The sequence below is a fragment of the Armatimonas sp. genome (genome assembly GCF_964826245.1).
Map to the genome: position 1 here is coordinate 1 of NZ_CBAYMC010000045.1, position 21,420 is coordinate 21,420.

The following is a 21,420-nucleotide window of genomic DNA, read 5'->3' on the forward strand; positions in this document are numbered from 1 at the left end:
GGACACGTATATCCAGAATCATCTCTCGCACTTGCCGGTGGTGAGCTTAGACGTGCTTCGCAAAGAGCTGGGAATCGCCCCCACCGACCCGCAGGAGCCCGTGGCCATGGCGGCGCTGGAGCGGGCACGGGTGTATTTGCGCCAGAAACAAGACTTTGTCTGGAACGCCACCAACCTGCGCCACGAGCTACGCGCTCGCCCGCTAGGCCTCGCTGCCGACTACGGCTTCCGCATTAAAATTATCTACAAAGAAGCGCCCCATGCCCGGCTCTTTACGCAGAATCGCAACCGCACCACCGCCGTCCCCGAAGCCGTGATGCACAAGTACCTGGATCGCTGGGAAGTGCCCACAACTATTGAGGCCCACGGAGTTGAGTATGCTTTACTACCCTAAGATGCCCAGCAGCGAGAAAGCTCTTGTTCTTGGCGAGCGCTGCATTGCCTTTGAAAAACTCGATGGCACGAACCTGCACTTCTGCTGGGAGCGCGGGTTTGGCTGGCATGCGTTCGGGACACGCCGGGATCGGTTTAATCTTACGGAGCATGGAATCGCCGAGTTTGCCAACGCGCACCCCGAGCTTGCCGAGGCCGCCGAAGTCTTTCAGGCGACGCTCGCGGCGGGACTTGGCGACGTGCTCGAAGGCTACGAAACCGACGAAGCCACGGCGTTTTGTGAATTTCTCGGTCAGGGCTCGTTTGCGGGCCAGCATAAAACTAACGAACCCAAGCGGCTGATCTTCTTTGACCTGGCGCTTCCCAGAGAAGCGTTTGTCGCACCCGAGAACTTTGTCAAAGCCTTCGGGCACCTGCCGATCCCACGCATCGTCTACCGGGGAAAGCTCACCGGGCAGTTCACCGACGATATGCGAAAAGGCAAGTTCGGAGTGGCTGAGGGCGTGGTCTGCAAAGGGCTTAAGGGCGACTGGCGCTGCAAGGTCAAGACCAATGCGTATCGGGAGCGCCTCAAAGCCTCGCTCGGTGCAGACTGGGAGAGCGGCTGGGAATAAAAAGTAGGGCTTGCCTCAAATAAGATGGGCTTCTCCGGTATCTTTTATAGCTGTGGAGGCAATGCTGAGTCAGCCCGTGGGATCGTCGCTTTGCAGTGACGCGGTTTTTGCGCGGCTCTGGGAGGCGGAGCGGCCCCGGCTGTGGCGGCTGGCAGTACGTGTCTCGGGGAGTGCGGACGCTGCCGATGATCTGACACAAGAAGTGGGGCTTCGGGCGGCGCAGGCATTTGCAGGGCTCCGTCGGCTAGAGTCTGGCCCGGCGTGGCTGACGAAGCTGACGGTACATGCTGCTTTGCGATGGCGACAACAAAAGCGCGAGGCCACGCTTCTCGATAGTGCCCTCCTCTCCCCGGACTCTGGCCCGGAGGCAACTACCCTCCAGCGCGATGCGGCGGCTCAGGTGCAGCGTGCCATCGAGGCGCTTCCGGAGACCCTCCGCACCCCCTTAATCCTGCACTACTGGGAAGGATTCTCTTGCCGCGAGCTCGCCGAGACCCTGGAGCTGCCTCTTGGCACCGTCCTCTCGCGCCTCTTCGCCGCTCGAAAGCGCCTTCGTAAGGAGCTTCCTCATGATCTTTTTTAAGCGAGAGCGTCGCCTCTCGGATTTAATCCGCGCTGCTGATCCCTTGAAGGGCTTAGAGTATTTAGAGGGCGAGGGCACTATCGCGGTGCCAAGTTCACTAAAAAGAGCAACACGAGGACTTGTCTTGCCTCTGATGGCACTGGTTTTGGCGGGGATATGGTGGATAGCAAGCTCAAAAACAAGCGTCGTCAGAGAAAAATCAGATGTCGCGATAAAAAAATCAGACATTGCCTTTATAAAATCAGACGTCGGACAAAGAAAATCTGACATTGACAGAGAAAAACCACACGTCACTATCAAAAAATCACACATCGCACTAAGAAAACCAGGCATTTTCCGACGGAGGTCATTGGTAGTGGTCAGAAGATTGCATGTCGCGAGAGAAAAACGACAGATCATACAAGAAAAGCCAAAGATTTCTCTTCCAGAAGAGAGAGAGACGGGTGAAATGATCGTCATCGCCGTCCGCCCCATCACCCCCGATGAGCTGCGACAGGAGCTACAAACCCCATGAAAACCCTGATACTGCTTGCGACACTACTCAGTTGCCCTACGATAGCTGCCCTTGCTCAGAGCGCCGACGAATCCACTTCCCAAACAGGTGTCCAAACCGTCTACCCTGAAAAAGTCACCGTACCCGCAGAGCTTCGCGCAAAACTAAAAAAGTACAATCTCGCTATTCCCGAAGTAAGACAAGATATTCCACGAATTTCCAGTGTGGTCAGTTATCAGCAAGTTCTGAATAACAATAAAACCCTCAACCTGGAGCATCTTATAGAGTTCGAGGATTCTCTCTATCCCTTAAAGCTGATAAGGACACCTAAAAACCTTAACGAGCAACTGAGCAATCTTGGTATGCGAGTAGTACTTGGTATTCCTATGGGAATCCAACATGGGACTGTTCAATGCGAGCCAGCGGAGCTAACATTTCTAGATTTTCTGGACAAAATCGCAGCGTCCGCCAAGGTCGGTTGGACGGCACGTGAGGACAACGGCGAGGTAATCGTTCGATTTGTCCGACTCAAAACCACTCCCGCTCCTGAGTCCTTTCTCTATGAATCGGCCTGGGCGGGCTTGCCTACCGAGAGTTCGCAGTCTTACCCGGAGAGCGTTTCCGTTTCTGAGGCAATGCGCAAGCAACTGGAGGGGATTCGGGTCAATGTGAACCTGATAGATCGCAATGGGGTCGGGGCGCTGATGGCGCTGCTGGATGCACGCGTAGACCACCAGTTCGACCCGAGCCTCAAGCTCTCTCTGGGGAAGTCTAATAGCTTTCTCGTCGCGGACATTCAGGCACTTCAGGCACGCGATCCGGAGTGGAGCTACCCTGGGCTACGGCTGCAGAAAGTGACGATCAAGGCCAACGGGGTAGCGCTTCCTACCGCGCTGGACATGCTCACACAGTCGCTCGGCGTCGGGTGGACGGCAGAGGCCCAAGGCGGCAGGACACTGATTCGCATTGTGCGCCTCAAGAGCACGCCAAGCCCCATCAAAGTCCTGAGAGACTCCCTCGACACCATCCATGCCATCGCGGAGCAGCTTCCTCGTGAGGCCACACCCCTCGTGCAGACACCACCTACCGCCTACCTAAAAGAGATGGTCTCGTTGGAGGTCGAAAGTGCCAGCATTCGAACTACACTTGAATCGCTTTTGCGCACTACAAACCGTCAGCTGGAGCTCTCGCCCGAGACCAGCACGCTCAAGCGCTCGTTTCGCTTTGAGAGCGTTAGCCTTAGTAGTGCCCTGAATCTGGTCTGCGACAGCTACAATGTGACCTGGAGCCTGGAGCGCGACAGCAAAGGCAGCGCGTTTCTCTCAATCCGCAAGCGTGGCGAAGTGCCGCCAAAAAAATAACGAAAGAATGAATCCCATGCGCCGTCTTGAAACCCGAGTTTTGAAGCTCCGATATATCCTCCCCATAGACTTTGTGGCCTTGCTCGCCGATCCCACCTACAACTACATAAACCCTAATATCAAATCTCCCCGGCCAAAAGAGCCTGTGCGGACACTTCTGCCCAGAGGAGTGGTAAGCCTCTCGCCCGATAATCTGAAGCAAGAGATCACAGTGCAGGCCAAGTCGGGAGCGCTGGATGAGCTGGTGGCACTGCTGCGGCTTCTGGATGTGAAGACCAAAGAGGTCGTGATGTGCCTAAACATCGGTGACTCTCAGGCAAGAGTTCAGGTTCAGAACAACAAGCAGGCACGTCTGAGTGTGCGGTCGGAGGGGAAGTCGTACTCACTGGATGTCGTTCCCCATATCGATAGCGGGGGAAGTGTCTCGTTCTTTGTCAGCATTCCGATACGCGACGATCTGGTGGTCATCAACTGGGGCAGTGCCAAGGCAGGTGTACAGGATCAAGAAAACGAACTGGCAGTCACGTTCCGCCAGGTTGCGTTTGGGGAACCGATCTCATTTAAGTGGGGCAGCGCCACCGTCACGCTGACGGCGACGCCAGTGCCTGTATAATGCCTGTATGACTGAACTTCCCCGAGGCGTCGCTATCGCCCATGTCTGGACTCATGCCACCGAGCCACTCACTCCTGCAGAGCTTGCGGATTTTTTATCGGAGCGTGGTTTTGTGCCCGGTGTCTTGGATGAAGCGGGAACCATTCACGCGGAGGCAGGCCTCGCAGGGGCGCAGTTCTCCGTGGATGGCCCCGCGTGGCGCTTCTTTAGCCTCTCGTCGTCCAAGGGCGATGGCTGCACGATCACGCTTCATACTGCCGACTCGGAGCCCATGCCCGACGACTATCTTCTTAAGCGTGCCGTGCGCCATCCGCGCCTCGTCTATCGGTTGATCGCAGGTGGCCCCAGCAACTCGGACCGTAACCTCTGTGAGAACCTTGCGGAGGCGATCTTGGTGGCACAAAACGGGGCGGTGCAGATCGCAGGCCGAGGCGTTAAGGGCAACAAGCCGACGAACTACACCAACCCGTGGATCGGCGAGATCAAGCACTAGCGCTGGCGGCTCTGGGCCTGCTGGCGGGGTGCCATCAGGCCCCTAAAAAGCTCCGGGTGACCTTTCTCGATGTGGGACAGGGCGACTCTGCTGTCATCGAGACCCCCTCGGGGAAAGTGGTGGTGATAGACGGCGGGGGGATTCCCAGCGATCCATCCGCTCCTGAGGCGGGGACAGATCCGGGGACGCGCATTGTCGTGCCGTTTCTGCGGAGCCGAGGAATCTCCACCATTGACCTGCTGATCGCCACCCACCCCGATGACGACCATGTCCAGGGGCTTCGGGCCGTCACGGAGCGGCTGGCGGTGCGTGCGGCACTCGACTCCGGGCTATCTGCCGTGTCAGGCTCGCCTATGGAGCAGCTACGAGCCGCCTGGAAAGCACGCGGCATCACGGTTCACACGGCCAAGCGCGGCCAGAGCTTTGACTTGGGAGGCGGTGTCCGGCTAGAGATCCTCCACCCTACCGAGCCCCTCCTCAGCGGCACGCGCAGCGATGACAACAACAACGCCATTGTCGCGCGGCTCGTCTATGGCAAGGCCCGCATCCTCTTCACCGCCGATGCTGAGGGAGAGGCCGAAGAGAGCTTACTTAAGTCTGGGCTTGATCTCTCCGCCGATGTACTAAAAGTCGGCCACCACGGCTCCCGTGGCTCGACGAGTGCGCGTTTTCTACGCGCGGTGAGTCCTAAAATGGCAGTTCTCTCCTGCGGACGAAAAAACCGCTTTGGGCACCCTCACCAAGAGACACTAACACGGCTACAACAATCTCACGTCCAGCCCTTTCGGACGGATCAACAAGGCGCAATCCTGCTCGAAACAGAGGGCAGGCAGCTCTCACTAATGCCACTAAGTTCACTTTAATCCTTTCTTCAGAAATGAGTGGCAAGATGGTAGCTGGAGGTTTTTTTCCATGCATAAGACGATGCGAGTAGCTGCCACTCTGGCGGCATTAATGATGATGAGCGTGCCTGCCTTTGCTCAACGTGGTGGTGGCCAGGGTGGCGGAGGCTTCGGTGGAGGCGGCTTCGGCGGCGGCTTCGGCGGCGGACAGTTTGGCCGTCCGGGCGGCGGAGAGCTGAGCGTGGTTCAGGTTCCGGTTACCGTCCTGACCCCAGCACTGAAGCTGACGGCAGATCAGTCATCCAAGATCAAGGGCATGCAAGACAAGCTCGATGCTGCCCGTAAGGCAATGCGTCCTGCCGGTTTTGGCGGTGGTGCGGGTGGCGCAGGCGGTGGCGGCTTTGACCGTGAAGCGATGCAGCAGATGATGGAAGAGATGCGTGCCAAGCAGGAGCAGCTCCGCAACGAGGAGACCAAGAACAGCAAGGCAATCGAGGCCATGCTGACTCCGGATCAGTCAGCCGCGCTTAAGGCAGCGATGCCGGGCTGGAAGATCATGCAGCAGTTCGGCCTGCTCCAGTACGCAGCGGATCTGAACCTGACCCCTGCACAGATGGCCGTTCTAGAGAAGGCAGCCAAAGAGCGCGCCGCCCTGATGCAAGGCGGTGGTCGCCGTGGTGGTGGCAACTAAGCCGCAGGCTTAGTGTGTGCCCCGGCCAGCAAGCTCTGGCCGGGGCTTTTCTATCTGTACCCAGCTTTTCTGGAGCAAGAGACGTGTCTGGCGAGAGGCAAGGAGCTCGTGCCAGCCTTGTGGCTTGAGGAGCTTCACTCCCGGAAGAATCCCATCAGAGGCCAGCTCCGACAGCGCGTCCTCCACACTGGTAAGAAACTCTGAGAGGCGCTTCTCCGGCATCGGAATCGCGGCCAGCTCTAGCAGATGTGGCAGAGAGAGCTCGGTCTCTTCCGGATGGTTGCCGATATGCCAGGCCAGGCAGAACCCCAAAAGAATCTGGTATTTCTGTCGAACGGGGTGGTAGGACAGCAGGCGAGGCGCGACTTGGGCGACACTCTCTTGCATCCAGCCATGCGCCTCTTGTCCTAGGTGGTAGCGAAATCGCATAATGCTCTGGCCCTCGTCGCTCTGGCCCGCCTCTAGGGCTTCTAGGGAGAGCAAGCGCCCCAGGGCCATGCTCTCGCTTCCCATGGCATGGGGTACGGTGATCCGGCTGAGGAGATAGAGATCACGGCCCTTGGCGATAATATCGTCCCGGTGGTAGCCGCCTTTTGGGGTGGCTTTCTTTCCCTGAAAACGGAGTAAGTCCGATGCCGCCAGCGTGAGATAAGTCTCGTGTGGTTGCCCTGCGAGGCGCTCCATCCAGAGGCTCGCCAGCGCCAGAAAGGTCTGGGCGGCGGCGGGGCCCGAGCGGGCGATCTGTCGGATGGCCTGCTCTGGGCCAAAACCTAAGACTTCATCAAACTCCACGCGCACTTGCGCCGTGTCACTGACCTTAGCAACCATGGCTAGCCCTGATGCCTCGGTCTGCCAGAGCTGCGGGGCAAAGAGCGCGGCAAGGGCATCCCGAGCAGGCAACGAAGAGGGAAGCATCACCGAGGCAGGCGGCTTGAGGCCAAGACGCGGCATGGAAGGCACTTTTGTCTCGGTCTGGGCCAGCTCCCAGCGCTTGCGGGCCTCTACCCAGCGTGCCAGAGCAAGCGTGACTTCCGGGGGGAGCGCGTTCTGATCCTCACCGCCGGTCAGGCCACTGTAAAACGCCGCAAAGGCATCCCGCGCCGCCGCCTCCGCCGCCAGCGCCTCTTCTTCAAGAGTTGGCTCTACCACCCTAGCGCTCCCCGGAGTGCATCAAGCTGCGTATCCAAGTAGGCGCGTGCAGTGCGTTGCTGCTCGGCATCGAGTGTGGGCGCTTCTGTGTCGTGAAGGCTCTCAGGACAAGGAAGCCCCGCGCAGGTAAGAGCAACTAAAGTCCAAAGCCGCTCGACCGTGGCGATATTGTAGCCACCGCCCCCCGTCACCACGATCGGGATGTCACGGCCCAGCTCGAAGAGTTTTGCCACGGCTCGCATCCAGGTGCGCGAGGTCACTTGCAGGTGCGCCAGTGGGTCGGCGAAGTGGGCATCGGCCCCGAGCTGGAGCACTAAGGCTTGCGGAGAAAAGCGCTCAAACGCCTCCGGGACGACCTGCTCAAAGCCGTGCCACCAGACCTCATCGCCGCTGTAGGGGGCATACGGAACATTGATCGCGCTTCCTGGTGCCTTTTCGCCGCCGGTTTCTTCCACGCCTCCCGTGCCTGGAAAGAGCCAGCGCCCGGACTCATGCAGCGAGAGCGTGAGCACCCTCGGGTCGTCCCAGTGGCAGACCTGCACGCCATCACCGTGGTGGACATCGATATCCACATACATCACCCGCTCCAGCCCAGACTCTAAAAACGTCGTGATCGCCAGCGCGAGGTCATTGAAGACGCAGAAGCCGTAGGCTTTCCACGGGTGGGCGTGGTGCAGGCCACCGGCCACATTAAACGCAATCTCCGCCTCCCCCGAGAGCACCCGCTTTGCCGCGTCCACACTTCCGCCCGCGTAGAGCTTGGACGCTTCCCACATCCCCGGAAACGCAGGCGTATCGCCCGGCCCTAGCCCAAAGCGGCGAAGATCTAGCCCATGGTTTGGCTTGCTCGCCCGCCGCACAACTTCGAGATACTCCGCCGTGTGCACGCGCCCTAACAGGGCTTCGTCAATGGCTGTCGGAGCAAGGCGTGTGATAGCCTCAAAAGACCCCAAGCTTGCGAGCTTCTGATCCACAAGCTGAAGCCGACACTGCTGAAGCGGGTGCTTCCCCCCCAGGTCGTAGGCGAGAAAATCATCGGTGTAGAGAAAGGCAGTCTTTCGGGGCATAGTAAATTATACCTCTGGGTATAATGGGGCGTTATGCATATCGGGATCGTTACCCACAACATTCTTCCTGGCGATGGTCAGGGACGCGCAAACTACGAGATTGTCAAGTATGCCCTGAAACAAGGGGCGCGCGTTCGTGTGGTCGCTGATGCCATTGCGGAAGATCTGCTCCCCGATATTGAGGTCTACCGTGTTCCCCTTCCCTCCTGGACACATAAGATAAATCTTCCTAAAGTCGCCATTTTTGCACATCGGGCAGACCGTATTATCCAGAGTTGGACAGAAAAGCCGGATATCTTGCACAACTACGGTTACTGTACAAGCCTCCCCCACGACATTAATACTTCGCAGTATGTTCATGCCGCCTGGGCTCAGTCTACCTTCCACACATCGCGCACCAACCGTAATCTCTACGGAGCGTACCAGTGGCTCTATACCCAGAGCAATGCCCACTGGGAGCGCCATGCCTACCACCAAGCCCGCGTGGTAGTGGCGGCCTCAGGAACTGTTCGCGAGGAGCTCAAGACACTTGTTGGCGTTCCCGAAGATCGCCTGCGAGTGATTAACAATGGAGCCGATCTGAATGAGTTCTACCCGTTACCTGAGGGGGAGACGCCAGATCGCACGGGATTGGAGCTTCCTGAGAACGTTGTTTTGGGCGTTTTTGCGGGGGATATCCGCACGCCGCGTAAAAATCTTGACTCGGTGCTAAAAGCCATGGCACAAGTCGAAGGTTTCCACCTAGCAGTAGTGGGGCGGCTGGAGGGCAGTCCCTACCCAGCGCTGGCGGAGCAGCTCGGGTTGACAAAGCGAGTGCACTTTCTCGACTTTCGCCGTGATATCGCCGCTATCTTTCGTGCCAGCGACTTCTTCGTCTTCCCCTCACGCTACGAAGCCTGCGCCCTAGTGCTCTCTGAGGCAGCCGCCTCGGGCATTCCCATTCTCTCCTCACGCACCACGGGGGGAGCGGAAGTGATCGCCCCTGGTGCAGGCCTTCTTATTGACGATCCTAATGATATCAAGGCATTGACAGGAGCACTTAAAGCTTTGGTGCAGCAACCCGAGCAACGAGCACGGATGCAGTCTATCGCGCGAGCGCATGCTTCCGAGCAGTCCTGGGAAAAGATCGGTAAGCAGTACTACGGCCTCTACGAAGAGCTTGCTCAAAAGCAGTAGTGACCGCAACCAAAGCACTCGAAACGGCGTTTAAGACTTCATGCAGATCCAAGCACAAAGGCAGCGCTCGTTTCGGAGGTATTTCTAGGGCAGTTTGTCTTTGAGATACTCTTTGCGTGGCTGCGATGACCTTCTGGGGTAAACAAAGTACCGTGCGCTGGGACGAGATAAGCACAGTGAATAGACGCTCTGCGACAAAACGCCCCCGAAGATAGCCCCGTGCGTCAGGCCCTTCGAATCTAAGTGGCGACCGCTCGCTTGGCCTCAAATGCAGTAATGTCCGCCTCGTTTTGCAGTGTGAGGCCGATGTCATCCAGACCATTGAGCAGGCAGTGACGGCGAAAGTCGTCCACGGTGAAAGTTGCCGTGAAGCCATCGGGGCCGGTGATAGTGTGGGTCTCTAAGTCCACGGTCACTTCCGCACCTAGGTTTTTCTGCAAGCGTGCCATCAAGTCATAGACTGTCTCCTCAGGCAAGACAATCGGGAGCATGCCATTTTTGAAGCAGTTGTTGTAGAAGATGTCGGCGTAACTCGGTGCGATAATGCTGCGAAAGCCGTAGTCCTCTAGCGCCCACGGCGCGTGCTCGCGGCTGGAGCCGCAGCCAAAGTTCTTGCCGGTCACTAAGATCTGTGCCCCAGAGAGCTTCGGGTCGTTGAGCTCAAAGGACGGATTGTCGGTCTTACCATCGGCCTCGTAGCGCCAGTCGAAGAACAGAAACTCCCCAAAGCCCGTGCGCTCGATGCGCTTTAAGAACTGCTTGGGGATGATCTGATCGGTGTCCACATTCACGCGGTCCATAGGGGCCGCAACTCCGGTAATTTTCGTAAAAGGTTTCATAGGTTCTACTCTCTACTTTACCGCACCAAAGGCGGCAAAGGGGCCATTTTTATGGAGAATGTCCACACGGGAAAAACCGACATGCTGCAATAAATCACACTGCCAGAGCAGCGGACGGGGCCGGTCTCTAGGTTCGAAAAACGCTCGACATCGGCATCGACGCGGGCGCGGATCTCCTCGACGGTGGACTTAGGGGTGTTCATGCCGCTATTGTAGGCCTCCACTTGCCCCGTGTCCAACGGATTGTTTTTATCGAAACGATAGGAAAAGGCTATACTTGATCCCATTTATCATCGCTTCTGCCTTCGTGGGCAGCGATGAGATCGAGAAGTGGCTCCAGCTCGGGGTGGATGAGGGGCAGCTCGCGGTGGTGTGGTCGAAGGAGGCCTTCGCCTGCCATGTGATCGAGAAAAGCAAAGAGCGGGTCGTAGAAACCGCTGACATTGTAGAACGCGCAGGGCTTGGTATGGATTGCGATCTGTGCCCAGGTGAGCACCTCGAACATCTCGTCGAGGGTCCCAAAGCCACCGGGAAGCGCGATAAAGCCATCGGCGAGCTCGGCCATCTTCGCCTTGCGCTCGTGCATGGAGCCCACAATGTGCAGCTCGGTGATCCCTGTGTGGGCCAGCTCGCGGTCTTCCATAAAATCCGGAAGCACCCCGATGACTTTACCGCCTGCCGCCAGAGTCGCATCGGCCACGGCCCCCATCAGCCCACAGCTCGCCCCACCGTAGACCAAGCTCCAGCCGCGCGCCGCCAGCGCCGCTCCCAGGCCTTGGGCCGCCTCGAAATACACCGACTTTGCCTTCGATGACGACCCACAGTACACACAAACTGCCTTCACTTGCCCCATTTTGCCTTTCGTACCGCCTCTATCCAAGCATCCGCGAGCAGCTGGTGGCCGGAGTAGGTGGGGTGGATGCCATCCCAGATCCAGTAGTCCGCGCTCGCACGCTTGCAGGCATCGGTGAAGATGCGCTGGCAGGGCACCAGCACCGCACCGTGTTTTTTTGCCAGCCGCGCCGTGATTTTTTGCCGCTGATGCCCCGGTTCAGAAAGACCAGCTTGCGCTCGGGAAAAGCCGCACCGTACTTGGCGGCGATAAGAAAGGCGTAGCCGTGGCCCAGGATATGGTTCGGGTCGGCGCTACGGCCCCGGTTGCCATCGGTGATGGAGTCGCCCTGGAAGAGAATGCGGGAGTCGGGTGTGAAGGCCGCGAGCGGCTCGGTGCGTTGCTGGGACGTCATGCTATGGCCCCAAGTACGCGATCACGATTAGGCCGTTGCCGCCTAGCGTACTGCTGGTCCCACCGACGCCCACGCCAGCAACGTAGTCTGCATCAGTGCTCCCACCTGGCAGTGCGCCACTGGCCTTTCCTAGGCTCCCCGAGGCTCCCGCCGCGCTGGCACTCGACGAGGTGAGATTGGAGGTCAGCGATGACCCGCCGCCACCGCCACCACCATTAAAACCGCTTCCACTACCACTGCCTCCACCCCAGTAGCCACCACCACCGCCGCCACTGGAGCCTTCACCACCTTTGAACTGGCTTCCTGAGGTACCCACGAAGCCGCCTGCGCCATTGACGCCACCTGCCGTTTGCGTGCCACCGCCGCCACCACCAAAACTCCCATTGACACTGCCGCTCGTGCCCGATGTTAATCCGCCGCCGCCGCCACTGGGACCACCACCGCCACCTGCCGCCGTCACTTTTTCATCCGTAATTACAGCAAGGTTCGCGCTCAGCCGGATCGCGGACCGTCCGCCGCCACCACTGTAGCCCGCGCCACCGCCACCAAAACCGCCGCCACCGTTCACGCCGCTGCTGGTATTGCCACCTCCCACAATAATCGTGAGGGTGGCTCTGGGTGTGACGGCAAGGTTCCCCGTGACAAAAGCCCCGCCACCACCTGCATAGCCGCCGCCTGCGCCCCAGAGCTTTACGGTAATAGACGTGACACCTGTGGGCACCACGAAGCTCTGGTTGGCTCCTGTGTAGCGGAAGACTTGCTTGATCGTGGGACGCGGAGTCGGGGTCGGGGTGGGAACCGGAGTCGCGGTGGGTCTAGGGGTAGCGGTTGGAACCGGAGAGGGGGTTGGGGTAGGCGAGGGGGTTGGATCGGAAGCACTCCCACTGCTCCCACAGCCTTGCAAGATGCCCAGCGCACTTGTCACCGAGAGCGCCAGTGCTGTCAGAAAGCCGCCTCGCGTGAAAGGCCGGGGAGCTATTGGAGTTTCCATCTTGACATTCTACCGTTAGATAACGGCTTATTCTATGGTAAGCATTCTTTAGAAAATCAGATTATAATAGAAGCATGCAAGCTGACATGACCCTTACCGTGGACGGCGCACGTCCCGGCCCTCGTCTCTCCCCCCTTCTTCATGGCATCTTCTTTGAGGAGATCAACCACGCCGGCGATGGTGGCCTCTACCCTGAGAAGCTGCGCAACCGGAATTTTGCCGAGGGCCCAAAGTACTGGGACGCGTTCAGTGGTGCGAAAGCGACCGCAGAGGGCGACGCGCTCACCATCATGGGCTCGGGTGGGGTTCGCACCGAAGGCTACTGGGGCATTGGTGTCGAGCGTGGCAAGAAGCTGGTACTCTCTTTGGAGGCCACTAACCCTCTAGCGGCAGCTCTGGTAACGACAAGTGGTGCCGTGCTGGCAAAGGTGAGTTTGAAGGCTGGCAAGAATAGCGCCACGCTAACCCCCAGCGCCTCCTGCCCCGATGCTCGCCTGGAGCTGCGACCCATCGCGTTTCCTACTGTACTCAAGAACCCGTCGCTGATGCCTGCCGACACGCATGGCCAGGCGAGGCTACGCAAAGACTTGGCAAGTTTCGTGGCGGGGATGAAGCCCAGCTTTGTGCGCTTCCCCGGTGGCTGCTATGTCGAAGGCGACCGTATCGTGGATCGCTTTATCTGGAAAACATCGCTCGGCGAGGTGAATCAGCGTGGCGGCACCCAATGCATCTGGGGCTACAAGGCTACCAATGGCCTCGGCTTCCACGAGTACTTGCTCTGGTGCGACGATCTTAAGGCGGAGCCACTCTTTGTGATCAACTGCGGCATGAGCCATAAAGATGTCACGCCGCTTAGCCAGATGGATACCGTGATCCAAGACGCACTAGACGCGCTGGAGTACGCCAATGGCGACCCACGCACCACCAAGTGGGGACGCGAGCGGGCTAAGAACGGCCACCCTAAGCCGTTCGGGCTAAAGCTGATCGAGATTGGCAATGAGAACGGCGGCCCGCGCTACAACGAGCGCTACAAGCTGCTCTTTGATGCGATTAAAGCAAAACATCCCTATGTGCGCACGATTGCTAACGACTGGGGAGGACTACCAACCTCTGCGCCTATAGAAATCGTGGATGAGCACTACTACAACAACCCGCAGTTTTTCTTCGAGCAGGCCAACCGCTACGATCGCTACGATAGAAGCAAGCATAAAGTCTATGTGGGCGAGTACGCTGTGACGCAAGGCTGTGGCGAGGGAAATCTTATCGCGGCACTGGGCGAGGCGGCGTTTATCACCGGCATGGAGCGCAACTCCGATGTGGTGGTGATGGCCAGCTACGCCCCGCTCTTTGTCAATGCCAACAACCGCGCCTGGAACCCGGATGCGATTGTCTTTAACTCCAGCCAGGCATTTGGCACCCCAAGCTACTGGGTGCAGCAGCTCTTCTCCACCAACCGTGGCGATATCGTGCTCCCGACAGCGCTCACCCAGCCCGCTGTCCGCGAGACAGACTCCGCAGAGACCAAGGGCGGCGTGGGAGTGGGCACCTGGCTCACCGATGCGGAGTACAAAGACATTGCGGTGGATGGCACGCCCGTCAGCCTCACTCCCGGGAAGGGAAGCTGGGTAAAAACCGACGACGGTGGCCTGCGCCAGACCAACGCAAAAGGCGAGGACTTCCGCGCCACGGGCGGCGACCCGAACGCGAGCAACTACACGCTCACGCTCAAGGCCAAGAAAAACGGCGGCGACGAGGGCTTTCTGGTGATGTTCTACAACCGCAGCGCCGGAGACTTTCTCTGGTGGAACCTGGGCGGCTGGGGCAACACCCGCCACGAGATCGAGCGCTCGGTGGGCGGTGGGAAAAGCTCTCTTCTGCGTCCCCAAGTGCAGGGCAAGATCGAGACGGGCCGCTGGTACGATGTGAAGATCGAGTGCGTTGGCCCACGCATCAAGTGTTATTTAGATGGCAAGCTCCTGCACGATGTCACGCTCCCACCGCCGCCGTCCCATGTCCACGCCGTGAGCACCCGCGACGAGAAGACCGGCGATATTCTCGTCAAGCTCGTCAATGGTGGCAAGAGCGACCGAGTGGCCGCGATCACGCTGAAAAATGTCGGCAAGCTCACCGGCCAAGGAACCGCGACGGTGCTGACAGGCAGTGGCCCCAACGAGGAGAACTCCTTCGCCCAGCCCACTAAGATTGTCCCGGTCACCAAGCCGCTTAGTGGCGTCTCGGCAAGCTTTACCTATCCCGCGCCCGCCTACTCCGTGAGCATCCTGCGGCTGAAAACCCGGTAGGCGATATCTCAAGCGCCGGGGAGTTCTCCTCGGCGCTTGCTGTTTACCAGAGTCTGGGAGAGTTAGTTTTACGGGGTAGCCAAGCGAATTTTTTCTGGGTACCATAGGCGATAACGTGCGCGGCGTTGTCGTCGCGTGGAAACATCAAAAAAATTCGGGGAGAATCTATGTCCACTACCAAAGTTGGAATTATCGGCTGCGGCGGAATTGCCAATGGCAAGCACATGCCTAGCCTCAAGACGGTGCCAGGTGTCGAGATGGTCGCGTTCTGCGACATTGTGGGTGAGAAGGCGGAGAAAGCTGCCCAAGAGTACGGTACAGCGGGTGCTAAGACCTACACAGACTACACCGAGCTGATCAATGCGGGTGGCCTGGATGCTGTGCATGTCTGCACGCCCAATAGCTCGCACCATGAGATCGCAATCGCGGCGCTAGAGTCCGGTCTTAACGTGATGTGCGAGAAGCCCATGGCCAAGACCGCCGATGGTGCCCGCGCGATGGTCGCAGCGGCCAAGAAGAGCGGCAAGCTGCTCACCATTGGCTACCAGTCCCGCTACCGCGCCGACAGCCAGGCCCTCAAGCAGCGCATCGATGCCGGTGAGCTGGGCGAGATCTACATGGCCAAGGCCCACGCGGTTCGTCGCCGCGCCGTCCCGACCTGGGGTGTCTTTTTGGACGAAGAGAAGCAGGGCGGCGGACCGCTGATCGACATCGGCACCCACGCACTCGACCTCACGCTCTGGCTGATGGGCAACTACGAAGTGGCATCGGTGACCGGCTCGGTCTTCCGCAAGCTGGCCGACCGCGAGAACGCCGCCAATGCCTGGGGCCCGTGGAACCCGAAGGAGTACACGGTTGAGGACAGCGCCTTTGGCTTTATCAAGCTCAAGAACGGCGCGACCATCTACCTAGAGTCCAGCTGGGCGCTCAATGTCCGCGAGGCAGGCGAGGCCAAGTGTACGCTCTTTGGCACCGAGGCGGGCTCGGACATGAACGGCGGCCTCTGGATCAACGGCGAGCACCACTCGCGCCTCTACGACACCAAGGTTCAGACCGATGCAGGTGGGGTCGCATTCTACGACGGTGCCTCATCGAAGGCCGAGGATGTCGAGGCTCGTGTCTGGATCGAGGCGGTTCGCGGCAACGGCAAGCTGATCGTCACCCCCGAGCAAGCCTGCGTCGTTTCTGAGGTTCTGGAGGCGATCTACAAGTCTAGCGAGACCGGCCAGACGGTGACGTTCTAGCCCTCCTCCCCCATTGCCCACCCCCTAGCCCCCGTCCAACGGGGGAACCAAAAAGGGGGTGGGAATTTGTTTTTTATGGCCTCATCGCTTCGCACTAAGCTCCGAATCGCCACCACCGTGTTGGGCGCACGTGGGTTCTGGGACGCGCTCGCCGGGCGTTTCTTATGGCAACCCCTAACCCCCTTCGCGAAGCCGGAGGGGGTCGCCGTCTCAGCGGCGGGGGGAGGTTGCCTTCGCGGCGCCCTCCATGTCCACACCTGCACCTACTCCGATGGCGCGGGCACCATCGAAGAAGTGATGGAGGCTGCCAAGGCAGCGGGTGTGGACTTCGTGCTCCTCACCGACCACAACACCATGCGCCCCAAGGCCGATGGCTTGGAGGAGCGCTACGCGGGGCAGACTCCGTTTCTGATTGTGGGCGACGAGATTACCGTAAAAGGCGGCGCATTTCTTCTCGCGCTGGACCTACCGGGTGACTTCGAGTTCGCGCCGGGGCAAGACCCACAAGTCGCCATAGACGCGATTCTGGCCGCCGGGGGACTCCCGCTGGTCTCCCTCCCCGATGACATGAAGCACCCCTGGGACGCCTGGGACGCCACGGGCTGTGAGGGGCTGGAGGCGCTGAACCTCTCGACCGTGGCGCGCGAGCACATCAACCTGCTCTCGCTGGCCTGGCTCCTGCCGCTCTGGAAGCTCAAAGGCGAGCTGGCCGTGCTCAGGGCGATCTGCACCCGCCCCGACGCCTCGCTGGCGAGCTGGGATCGCTTACTGGCGCAGGGCAAGAAGCAGATTGGGCTCGGCGCACTCGATGCCCACGCGCTCATGAAGATCGGCAAGAAGAAGCACCCCCTCCCCAGCTACGAAAACTCGTTTCGAGCCGTGACCACCCATGCCCTCCTCCCCCAGCCCCCGGGGACCCTCTGGGTGCCAATCCTGGGAGGAGAGGGAAGGAGGGGGGAAATCTTGGCGGTTCAGCAGGCCCTCCGCGCCGGGCACTGCTACTTCGCCTACGACTGCCTCGGGGAAATAGCCCTCGACTTCTCCGCAACTCTCTCCCCCTCTCCCAATCCTGCCTCCCAGGATTGGCACCCAGAGGGTACCCGGGGGGCAGGGGGGAGGAGGGCCATCATGGGCGACGATGCCCCGCTAGGCTCGATGTTGATCGCGACGGGGCCGGAGACGGCGCTTCTGCGGCTCTACAGGGCCGGAGAGGGCATTGTGGCGGCGGGCAAAGGGAGCCTGAGCTATGTCGCCGACAAGCCCGGTGCCTATCGGATCGAAGCCTACCTCGTCGGGGCACAGCGTGGGCCGCTTTTTGTCGGGGCGCGGCCGTGGGCCTTTACCAACCCGATCTACGTGGGGTCTTGATCCCGTAGCTCCAGCACGCGCTGGTAGAGGGCGTTCTTGGCAAGCCCGGTAGCGACAGAGACACTTCGGGCGGCGTCTTTGGGGGAGCTGCCATCGGCGAGGGCCTTGAGGAGCAGAGCGTCTGGGTTGGGTGCTTCCTCGGGCTGGGGCGATGCACCTCCCACCACGATCACGCACTCACCACGCGGGGGTGTCTCTTGAAAGTGTGCGATAACCTCGGCGAGAGAGCCGCGGACGTGCTCCTCGAACTTCTTAGTCAGCTCGCGCCCCACGGAGGCGGGGCGGTCGTCGCCGCACGCACTCGCCAGCGCTTTGAGCGTCTCGATCAGGCGGGGCGGGGCTTCAAAGAGCACCGTCGTGCGCTCTTCTTTGGCAAGCTGGCGCACGCGCTCGCGGAAGTCGGGCTTGGTGCGCGGGAGAAAACCCTCGAAGACAAAGCGCCCCGTGGGCAGCCCCGAGGCAATCAAAGCGCAGAGGGGCGCGCTGGCTCCGGGGATCGGGTCAATGCGAACTCCGGCGGCGGCTACTTCTGCCACCAGCTCTGCGCCCGGATCCGAGATGCAAGGCGTGCCCGCATCGGAGACCACAGCCACGGACTCTCCGGCAAGCAAGCGGCTTACCAGAGCATCTTGCCGCCCTGCCGATGAGTGCGCGTGGTAGGAGATCAGAGGCGTGTGGATGTCAAAGTGCGCGAGAAGCTTGCGGGTGACCCGTGTGTCCTCCGCCGCGATAACATCCACCTCACGCAGGAGCCGAAGAGCGCGGGCCGTGATGTCCTCTAAGTTCCCAATCGGGGTAGCGATCAGGTAGAGGACTCCGGCACTCACTTTTTCTCAGGCTCAGCGCCAGGGAGCTTGATCCCCCCGGACTTAGCGGCTTGCTCCTTGGCCATGAGCTGCTGCTGGCGCAGAGTGTACTCCTGGTTTTTCAGCATCGTGCGGGTTGCCGCCTCTTTATCGCCTGCTCTGGTATAGAGCTGGCTTAGCTGCATCCAGATCTGAGGCTCAGGGAGGGCTAGTTTCTCTGCTGAGGCAAGCTGCTTGATCGCTTCGGGCTTGTTGGCTTTGTCTACCAGAAGGGTCGCCAAGCGAATCCGGGTCTCGACTTTATCGTTGTTCTTAACCGCTTCTTCCAGAGCCACAATAGCTTTCTCCGGCTGCTTGAGAGTCTCGAAAACCGTCGCCTTTCGCAGGAGCACCGATCCTGTGGTGTCGTCCTCCGGCTTGATCTTGTCCAGTTCTGCGAGTGCTTGCGTCAGGAGCTTCTCGTTGGGCTTTTTCGGGTCTTTGGAGCCATCCTGAACCAGCTTCGCGGCCAGGAGACCAGGAGCAAGAAGATCTACTTTGATGCCCGGTGCCGCTGCATCCACGAGCTTGGTTATCTCACCCTTGGCGGCCTCCTCACGCTTTTCGGGGCCAGCCTGATCTATCGCATCCAGATGGATGATATGGAAGCCGTTATAGCCCTGCCCCTTGGCATCAGCATGGCGCACGAGCTCAGGGGTGGTCTCACCCGCCTTGAGCTTCTCCACGGCGGCTTTAAACTCGGGAACGAGGCCTGCAAGCTCTTCTTTTTTCCACTCGTAGAGCCCACCCTTGTCTTTTGAGCCGGGATCGTCGCTATTGGCCTTGGCGATAGCGGCGAACTTGGTGGGGGTTGCCTTGACCTCGGCGAGAAGTTTCTCGGCCTTGGTCTTAGCAGCGGCCTCCGTGGTCGTCTTGCCATCCCATTTGACCAAGATATGGCGCACTTTGTAGGTTTGCAGGGTCACTTTATCGGCTTGGAGCTTGGTGAGCTTGTCGTTGTAGAGCTTAATCTTAACCGCATCAGGCACAATAAGCTGCTGCTTGAGACTCTCGACACTCACATTGGCTCCCTGCTTGGTAAGCTCGGCGGAGATCTCTTTGTCACTTGCTTTAGGATCGAGGTTGAGCTGCTGCGCGATACTGGCTCGTCCCTGCTTATCCCAGACATCATCAATGCCTTTTTTCAGCTCGTCCTCGCTGACACTGAGCCCGGCTTTCTGGGCCGCCGCGACAAGGGCCTGCTGGGACTTGATTCCTTCAATGGCTTGGAGCCGGTAGCTATCGAGCGCTTCGGCGGGCGGCTTGGGCATTCCGAACATGGCAAACTGCTGCACCTGCTGATCTACCAGGCGATCCAGCATGCGCTGGCTAACATCCACGGTTCCCACTTTGGCGACACTGACCTCTGCCTGCGCCTCTTGACGAGCGCGCGAGGTTGCGGGAGTCCGCCCCATGCTCATGAAGGTGCCTGCCAGCATACTGACAGCAATCACGATACTCACCGGGATCGCGAACTTCTGAATCCGCTGCTTCATTCCCATCAACGACATAGCTTGATCATTCCTTCCAGGCAGGGCCGCGACGATGCCTCGGGGCCATCAGGGTGCTTGTAGTGTGTCTCCAACGCAATCACGCCGGAGAAGCCACTGGTTTTAAGAGCCTCGAACTGGCCCTTGAAGTCAATATCTCCCTCGCCTACCACCACCCACTGCTGCTTGTTGTCTTCGAGCTGCTTGGCATCTTTGACGTGGATGTGCGCGGTGTAGGGCTTGGCGGCCTCCCAGCCCGTGGGGAAAGGCAGCTCGCCCGCGCAGAGTGCATTGCCCGGATCCCAGAGCATCTTGAGTGCGGGAGAGTTTAGCCGCGCCACCATGCGTGCTGTCTCTGCCCCGGTGCCTAAGTAGCACGCGTGCTCGTTCTCCAGGAGCAGCGTCACGCCCGCCGCTTCTGCCACTTTACAAGCAGGCGCGAGTGCCTCGGCGATCTGGTCCTCTATCTGCGGGGTCAGTGGCCCACGCTTCCAGAAGGCAAAGATACGGATGTAGGGCGCGTTGAAGCGCTTGGCCAGCGCGATACTCTTCTCTAGCAGAGGGAGCTGGTCGGCCAGAGTGCGCTCCTGGGCATTGTGCGTAGCCCCCATGGCCTCTTCGGCGCCTCCCAGAGCGCACTTATACAGAGGGGTATCAATACAGGGGACCGTAAAGCCTGCTGCCGCTAGATCCTGCTCAACACGCACGAGTAGCTCTTCATCGGCATCCACAATATACTTGCCGTAGACATTGCGCAGCTCCGCTTCCTTGAGGCCATACTCCGCCATAACGGCGAGGGCGTGGGAGAGGTCCTGCGCAATCTCATCGGTAATCACAGAGAGACGTAACATGCTCTAAGTGTACGGCATTTTCGTCTTACTTGCCTGACTTGCCTGGCTCGTGGCCCAGCGCTTGTGCCTGCTCCAGCAGCGAGATCGCCGTGTCAAACTGCGGCGGATCCATCGTGCCGTAGGCGCTAGAAAGTAGGTAGGTGAGGCCGGCTTCTCGAGGACTCCAGCCAGACAATCGCGGTATCCAGCTTCTTTTTCTGGAGCGCGACCTGGGCACGGATCTTGACCCGCTGTGCCTACGTGAGGAGCTTGGCCTGCTGCAGTTGCCAAGACGAAGTACTCTCCATTGAAACGACCTCCCAAAAAGATTATACTCGCGCGGTGAGCAATCTAGCTTGACAACTCCGTCTCTGCATGCTACAATCTCCCCTGCATCTGCTTGAGGGCGAATAGCTCAGCGGTAGAGCGCCTGTCTTACAAACAGGTGGTCGGGGGTTCAAATCCCTCTTCGCCCATTTGAGAAGATAGCGGTTTGGTAGTTTTGTGGAGGTGTAGCTCAGTCGGTTAGAGCGCTGCCCTGTCAAGGCAGAGGTCGCGGGTTCGAGCCCCGTCATCTCCGTGTGTTTTTCCCAAAACACTTGTGGCCCGTTCGTCTAGGGGTCCAGGATGCCTGGTTCTCAGCCAGGAGATCATGGGTTCGAATCCCATACGGGCTATCAGCCTCCGTATCCTGCGGAGGCTTTTGTTTTTCTGAGTTTCCTCTTCGCGTTTTGCTTGACAGCCCTCGGCTTCCCTCCGATAATGAAGTCGTGGGACATTATGAAGCGCCC

23 protein-coding genes, 3 tRNA genes and 1 pseudogene are annotated in these 21,420 nt (G+C 59.5%); 16 read left to right on the plus strand and 11 right to left on the minus strand.

Translation table 11 applies throughout. The annotated features are described in order from the left end of the window. The 9 genes from AC1XOS_RS06355 to AC1XOS_RS06395 all read left to right on the plus strand — a co-directional run. On the plus strand, positions 1–394 hold a 394-nt coding region (locus AC1XOS_RS06355; RefSeq protein WP_481961382.1), incomplete at its 5' end, for an AAA family ATPase. Continuing rightward, a complete protein-coding gene (locus tag AC1XOS_RS06360; protein ID WP_481961383.1) occupies positions 378–1,007 on the plus strand; it encodes an RNA ligase family protein in 630 nt (209 codons plus the stop codon). The genes AC1XOS_RS06355 and AC1XOS_RS06360, both read left to right, overlap by 17 nt. A 61-nt stretch (positions 1,008–1,068) precedes the next feature. Continuing rightward, a complete protein-coding gene (locus AC1XOS_RS06365; protein ID WP_481961403.1) occupies positions 1,069–1,590 on the plus strand; it encodes an RNA polymerase sigma factor in 522 nt (173 codons plus the stop codon). Continuing rightward, the gene (locus AC1XOS_RS06370) at positions 1,577–2,104 is read left to right on the plus strand and encodes a hypothetical protein (protein ID WP_481961384.1); all 528 of its coding nucleotides are present in this window, start codon (positions 1,577–1,579) and stop codon (positions 2,102–2,104) included. Before AC1XOS_RS06365 ends, AC1XOS_RS06370 begins: the two co-directional genes overlap by 14 nt. A gap of 614 nt (positions 2,105–2,718) precedes the next feature. Beyond that, positions 2,719–3,444: a hypothetical protein gene (locus AC1XOS_RS06375; protein WP_481961385.1), complete on the plus strand. Its 726-nt coding sequence runs from the start codon at positions 2,719–2,721 to the stop codon at positions 3,442–3,444. 16 nt (positions 3,445–3,460) lie between these two features. Continuing rightward, positions 3,461–4,057, plus strand: coding sequence for a hypothetical protein (locus AC1XOS_RS06380; RefSeq protein ID WP_481961386.1), 597 nt, complete (start codon positions 3,461–3,463; stop codon positions 4,055–4,057). Between the two features lie 7 nt (positions 4,058–4,064). Then, positions 4,065–4,550, plus strand: a complete 486-nt coding sequence (locus tag AC1XOS_RS06385; protein ID WP_481961387.1) for a hypothetical protein — start codon at positions 4,065–4,067, stop codon at positions 4,548–4,550. Beyond that, a complete protein-coding gene (locus tag AC1XOS_RS06390) occupies positions 4,526–5,413 on the plus strand; it encodes a ComEC/Rec2 family competence protein (protein ID WP_481961388.1) in 888 nt (295 codons plus the stop codon). The genes AC1XOS_RS06385 and AC1XOS_RS06390 overlap by 25 nt, the downstream gene beginning before the upstream one ends. 49 nt (positions 5,414–5,462) lie before the next feature. Further along, positions 5,463–6,083, plus strand: a complete 621-nt coding sequence (locus tag AC1XOS_RS06395; protein WP_481961389.1) for a Spy/CpxP family protein refolding chaperone — start codon at positions 5,463–5,465, stop codon at positions 6,081–6,083. 9 nt (positions 6,084–6,092) lie between these two features. Here the strand turns inward: AC1XOS_RS06395 and AC1XOS_RS06400 are convergent, their stop codons facing one another. Both AC1XOS_RS06400 and AC1XOS_RS06405 read right to left on the minus strand, forming a co-directional pair. Next, positions 6,093–7,232, minus strand: a complete 1,140-nt coding sequence (locus AC1XOS_RS06400; RefSeq protein ID WP_481961390.1) for a hypothetical protein — start codon at positions 7,230–7,232, stop codon at positions 6,093–6,095. Then, the gene (locus tag AC1XOS_RS06405) at positions 7,226–8,299 is read right to left on the minus strand and encodes an acetoin utilization protein AcuC (RefSeq protein ID WP_481961391.1); all 1,074 of its coding nucleotides are present in this window, start codon (positions 8,297–8,299) and stop codon (positions 7,226–7,228) included. The genes AC1XOS_RS06400 and AC1XOS_RS06405 overlap by 7 nt, the downstream gene beginning before the upstream one ends. A gap of 33 nt (positions 8,300–8,332) precedes the next feature. On the opposite strand from AC1XOS_RS06405, the gene AC1XOS_RS06410 reads away from it, so the two are divergent. Then, positions 8,333–9,475, plus strand: coding sequence for a glycosyltransferase family 4 protein (locus AC1XOS_RS06410; RefSeq protein ID WP_481961392.1), 1,143 nt, complete (start codon positions 8,333–8,335; stop codon positions 9,473–9,475). Positions 9,476–9,714: 239 nt separating this feature from the next. Here AC1XOS_RS06410 and leuD read toward each other — a convergent pair whose 3' ends face one another. From leuD to AC1XOS_RS06435, 5 genes and pseudogenes are all read right to left on the minus strand, one after another. After that, the gene (leuD, locus tag AC1XOS_RS06415) at positions 9,715–10,314 is read right to left on the minus strand and encodes a 3-isopropylmalate dehydratase small subunit (RefSeq protein ID WP_481961393.1); all 600 of its coding nucleotides are present in this window, start codon (positions 10,312–10,314) and stop codon (positions 9,715–9,717) included. Between the two features lie 119 nt (positions 10,315–10,433). Further along, positions 10,434–10,517: pseudogene (locus AC1XOS_RS06420) on the minus strand (class I SAM-dependent methyltransferase); the annotation flags it as partial. A 68-nt stretch (positions 10,518–10,585) separates the two neighbouring features. Further along, complete coding sequence (locus AC1XOS_RS06425) at positions 10,586–11,158, minus strand: LOG family protein (RefSeq protein WP_481961404.1); 573 nt, start codon at positions 11,156–11,158, stop codon at positions 10,586–10,588. A 28-nt stretch (positions 11,159–11,186) separates the two neighbouring features. After that, positions 11,187–11,561 (minus strand): hypothetical protein, encoded by a 375-nt coding sequence (locus AC1XOS_RS06430; RefSeq protein ID WP_481961394.1) that lies wholly within the window; start codon positions 11,559–11,561, stop codon positions 11,187–11,189. 1 nt (position 11,562) lies between these two features. Next, positions 11,563–12,552, minus strand: a complete 990-nt coding sequence (locus AC1XOS_RS06435) for a hypothetical protein (protein WP_481961395.1) — start codon at positions 12,550–12,552, stop codon at positions 11,563–11,565. Positions 12,553–12,626: 74 nt separating this feature from the next. Here AC1XOS_RS06435 and AC1XOS_RS06440 point away from each other — a divergent pair, with 74 nt between their 5' ends. The 3 genes from AC1XOS_RS06440 to AC1XOS_RS06450 all read left to right on the plus strand — a co-directional run bounded on the left by AC1XOS_RS06440 (position 12,627) and on the right by AC1XOS_RS06450 (position 17,464). Beyond that, positions 12,627–14,852, plus strand: a complete 2,226-nt coding sequence (locus tag AC1XOS_RS06440; RefSeq protein WP_481961396.1) for an alpha-L-arabinofuranosidase C-terminal domain-containing protein — start codon at positions 12,627–12,629, stop codon at positions 14,850–14,852. Positions 14,853–15,019: 167 nt separating this feature from the next. Continuing rightward, on the plus strand, positions 15,020–16,096 hold the full coding sequence (locus AC1XOS_RS06445; RefSeq protein WP_481961397.1) for a Gfo/Idh/MocA family protein: 1,077 nt from the start codon (positions 15,020–15,022) through the stop codon (positions 16,094–16,096). Positions 16,097–16,171: 75 nt separating this feature from the next. Further along, the gene (locus tag AC1XOS_RS06450; protein ID WP_481961398.1) at positions 16,172–17,464 is read left to right on the plus strand and encodes a PHP domain-containing protein; all 1,293 of its coding nucleotides are present in this window, start codon (positions 16,172–16,174) and stop codon (positions 17,462–17,464) included. On the opposite strand, the gene rsmI is transcribed toward AC1XOS_RS06450, so the two are convergent. The 4 genes from rsmI to AC1XOS_RS06470 are packed head-to-tail and all read right to left on the minus strand — an operon-like array spanning position 17,449 to position 20,825. Further along, positions 17,449–18,291 (minus strand): 16S rRNA (cytidine(1402)-2'-O)-methyltransferase, encoded by an 843-nt coding sequence (gene rsmI, locus AC1XOS_RS06455; protein ID WP_481961399.1) that lies wholly within the window; start codon positions 18,289–18,291, stop codon positions 17,449–17,451. The two genes, AC1XOS_RS06450 and rsmI, sit on opposite strands and share 16 nt — an antisense overlap. After that, on the minus strand, positions 18,288–19,820 hold the full coding sequence (locus tag AC1XOS_RS06460; protein ID WP_481961400.1) for a peptidylprolyl isomerase: 1,533 nt from the start codon (positions 19,818–19,820) through the stop codon (positions 18,288–18,290). Before AC1XOS_RS06460 ends, rsmI begins: the two co-directional genes overlap by 4 nt. Beyond that, the gene (locus AC1XOS_RS06465; protein WP_481961401.1) at positions 19,811–20,650 is read right to left on the minus strand and encodes a sugar phosphate isomerase/epimerase family protein; all 840 of its coding nucleotides are present in this window, start codon (positions 20,648–20,650) and stop codon (positions 19,811–19,813) included. The genes AC1XOS_RS06460 and AC1XOS_RS06465 overlap by 10 nt, the downstream gene beginning before the upstream one ends. A 25-nt stretch (positions 20,651–20,675) precedes the next feature. Further along, complete coding sequence (locus AC1XOS_RS06470; RefSeq protein WP_481961402.1) at positions 20,676–20,825, minus strand: hypothetical protein; 150 nt, start codon at positions 20,823–20,825, stop codon at positions 20,676–20,678. Between the two features lie 208 nt (positions 20,826–21,033). Here AC1XOS_RS06470 and AC1XOS_RS06475 point away from each other — a divergent pair. The 3 genes from AC1XOS_RS06475 (at position 21,034) to AC1XOS_RS06485 (ending at position 21,306) form a co-directional block, all read left to right on the plus strand. Beyond that, positions 21,034–21,105, plus strand: a tRNA-Val gene (locus AC1XOS_RS06475). Positions 21,106–21,135: 30 nt separating this feature from the next. Further along, positions 21,136–21,209, plus strand: a tRNA-Asp gene (locus AC1XOS_RS06480). A 23-nt stretch (positions 21,210–21,232) separates the two neighbouring features. Then, positions 21,233–21,306: transfer RNA gene (locus tag AC1XOS_RS06485), tRNA-Glu, on the plus strand. Positions 21,307–21,420 lie beyond the last annotated feature (114 nt).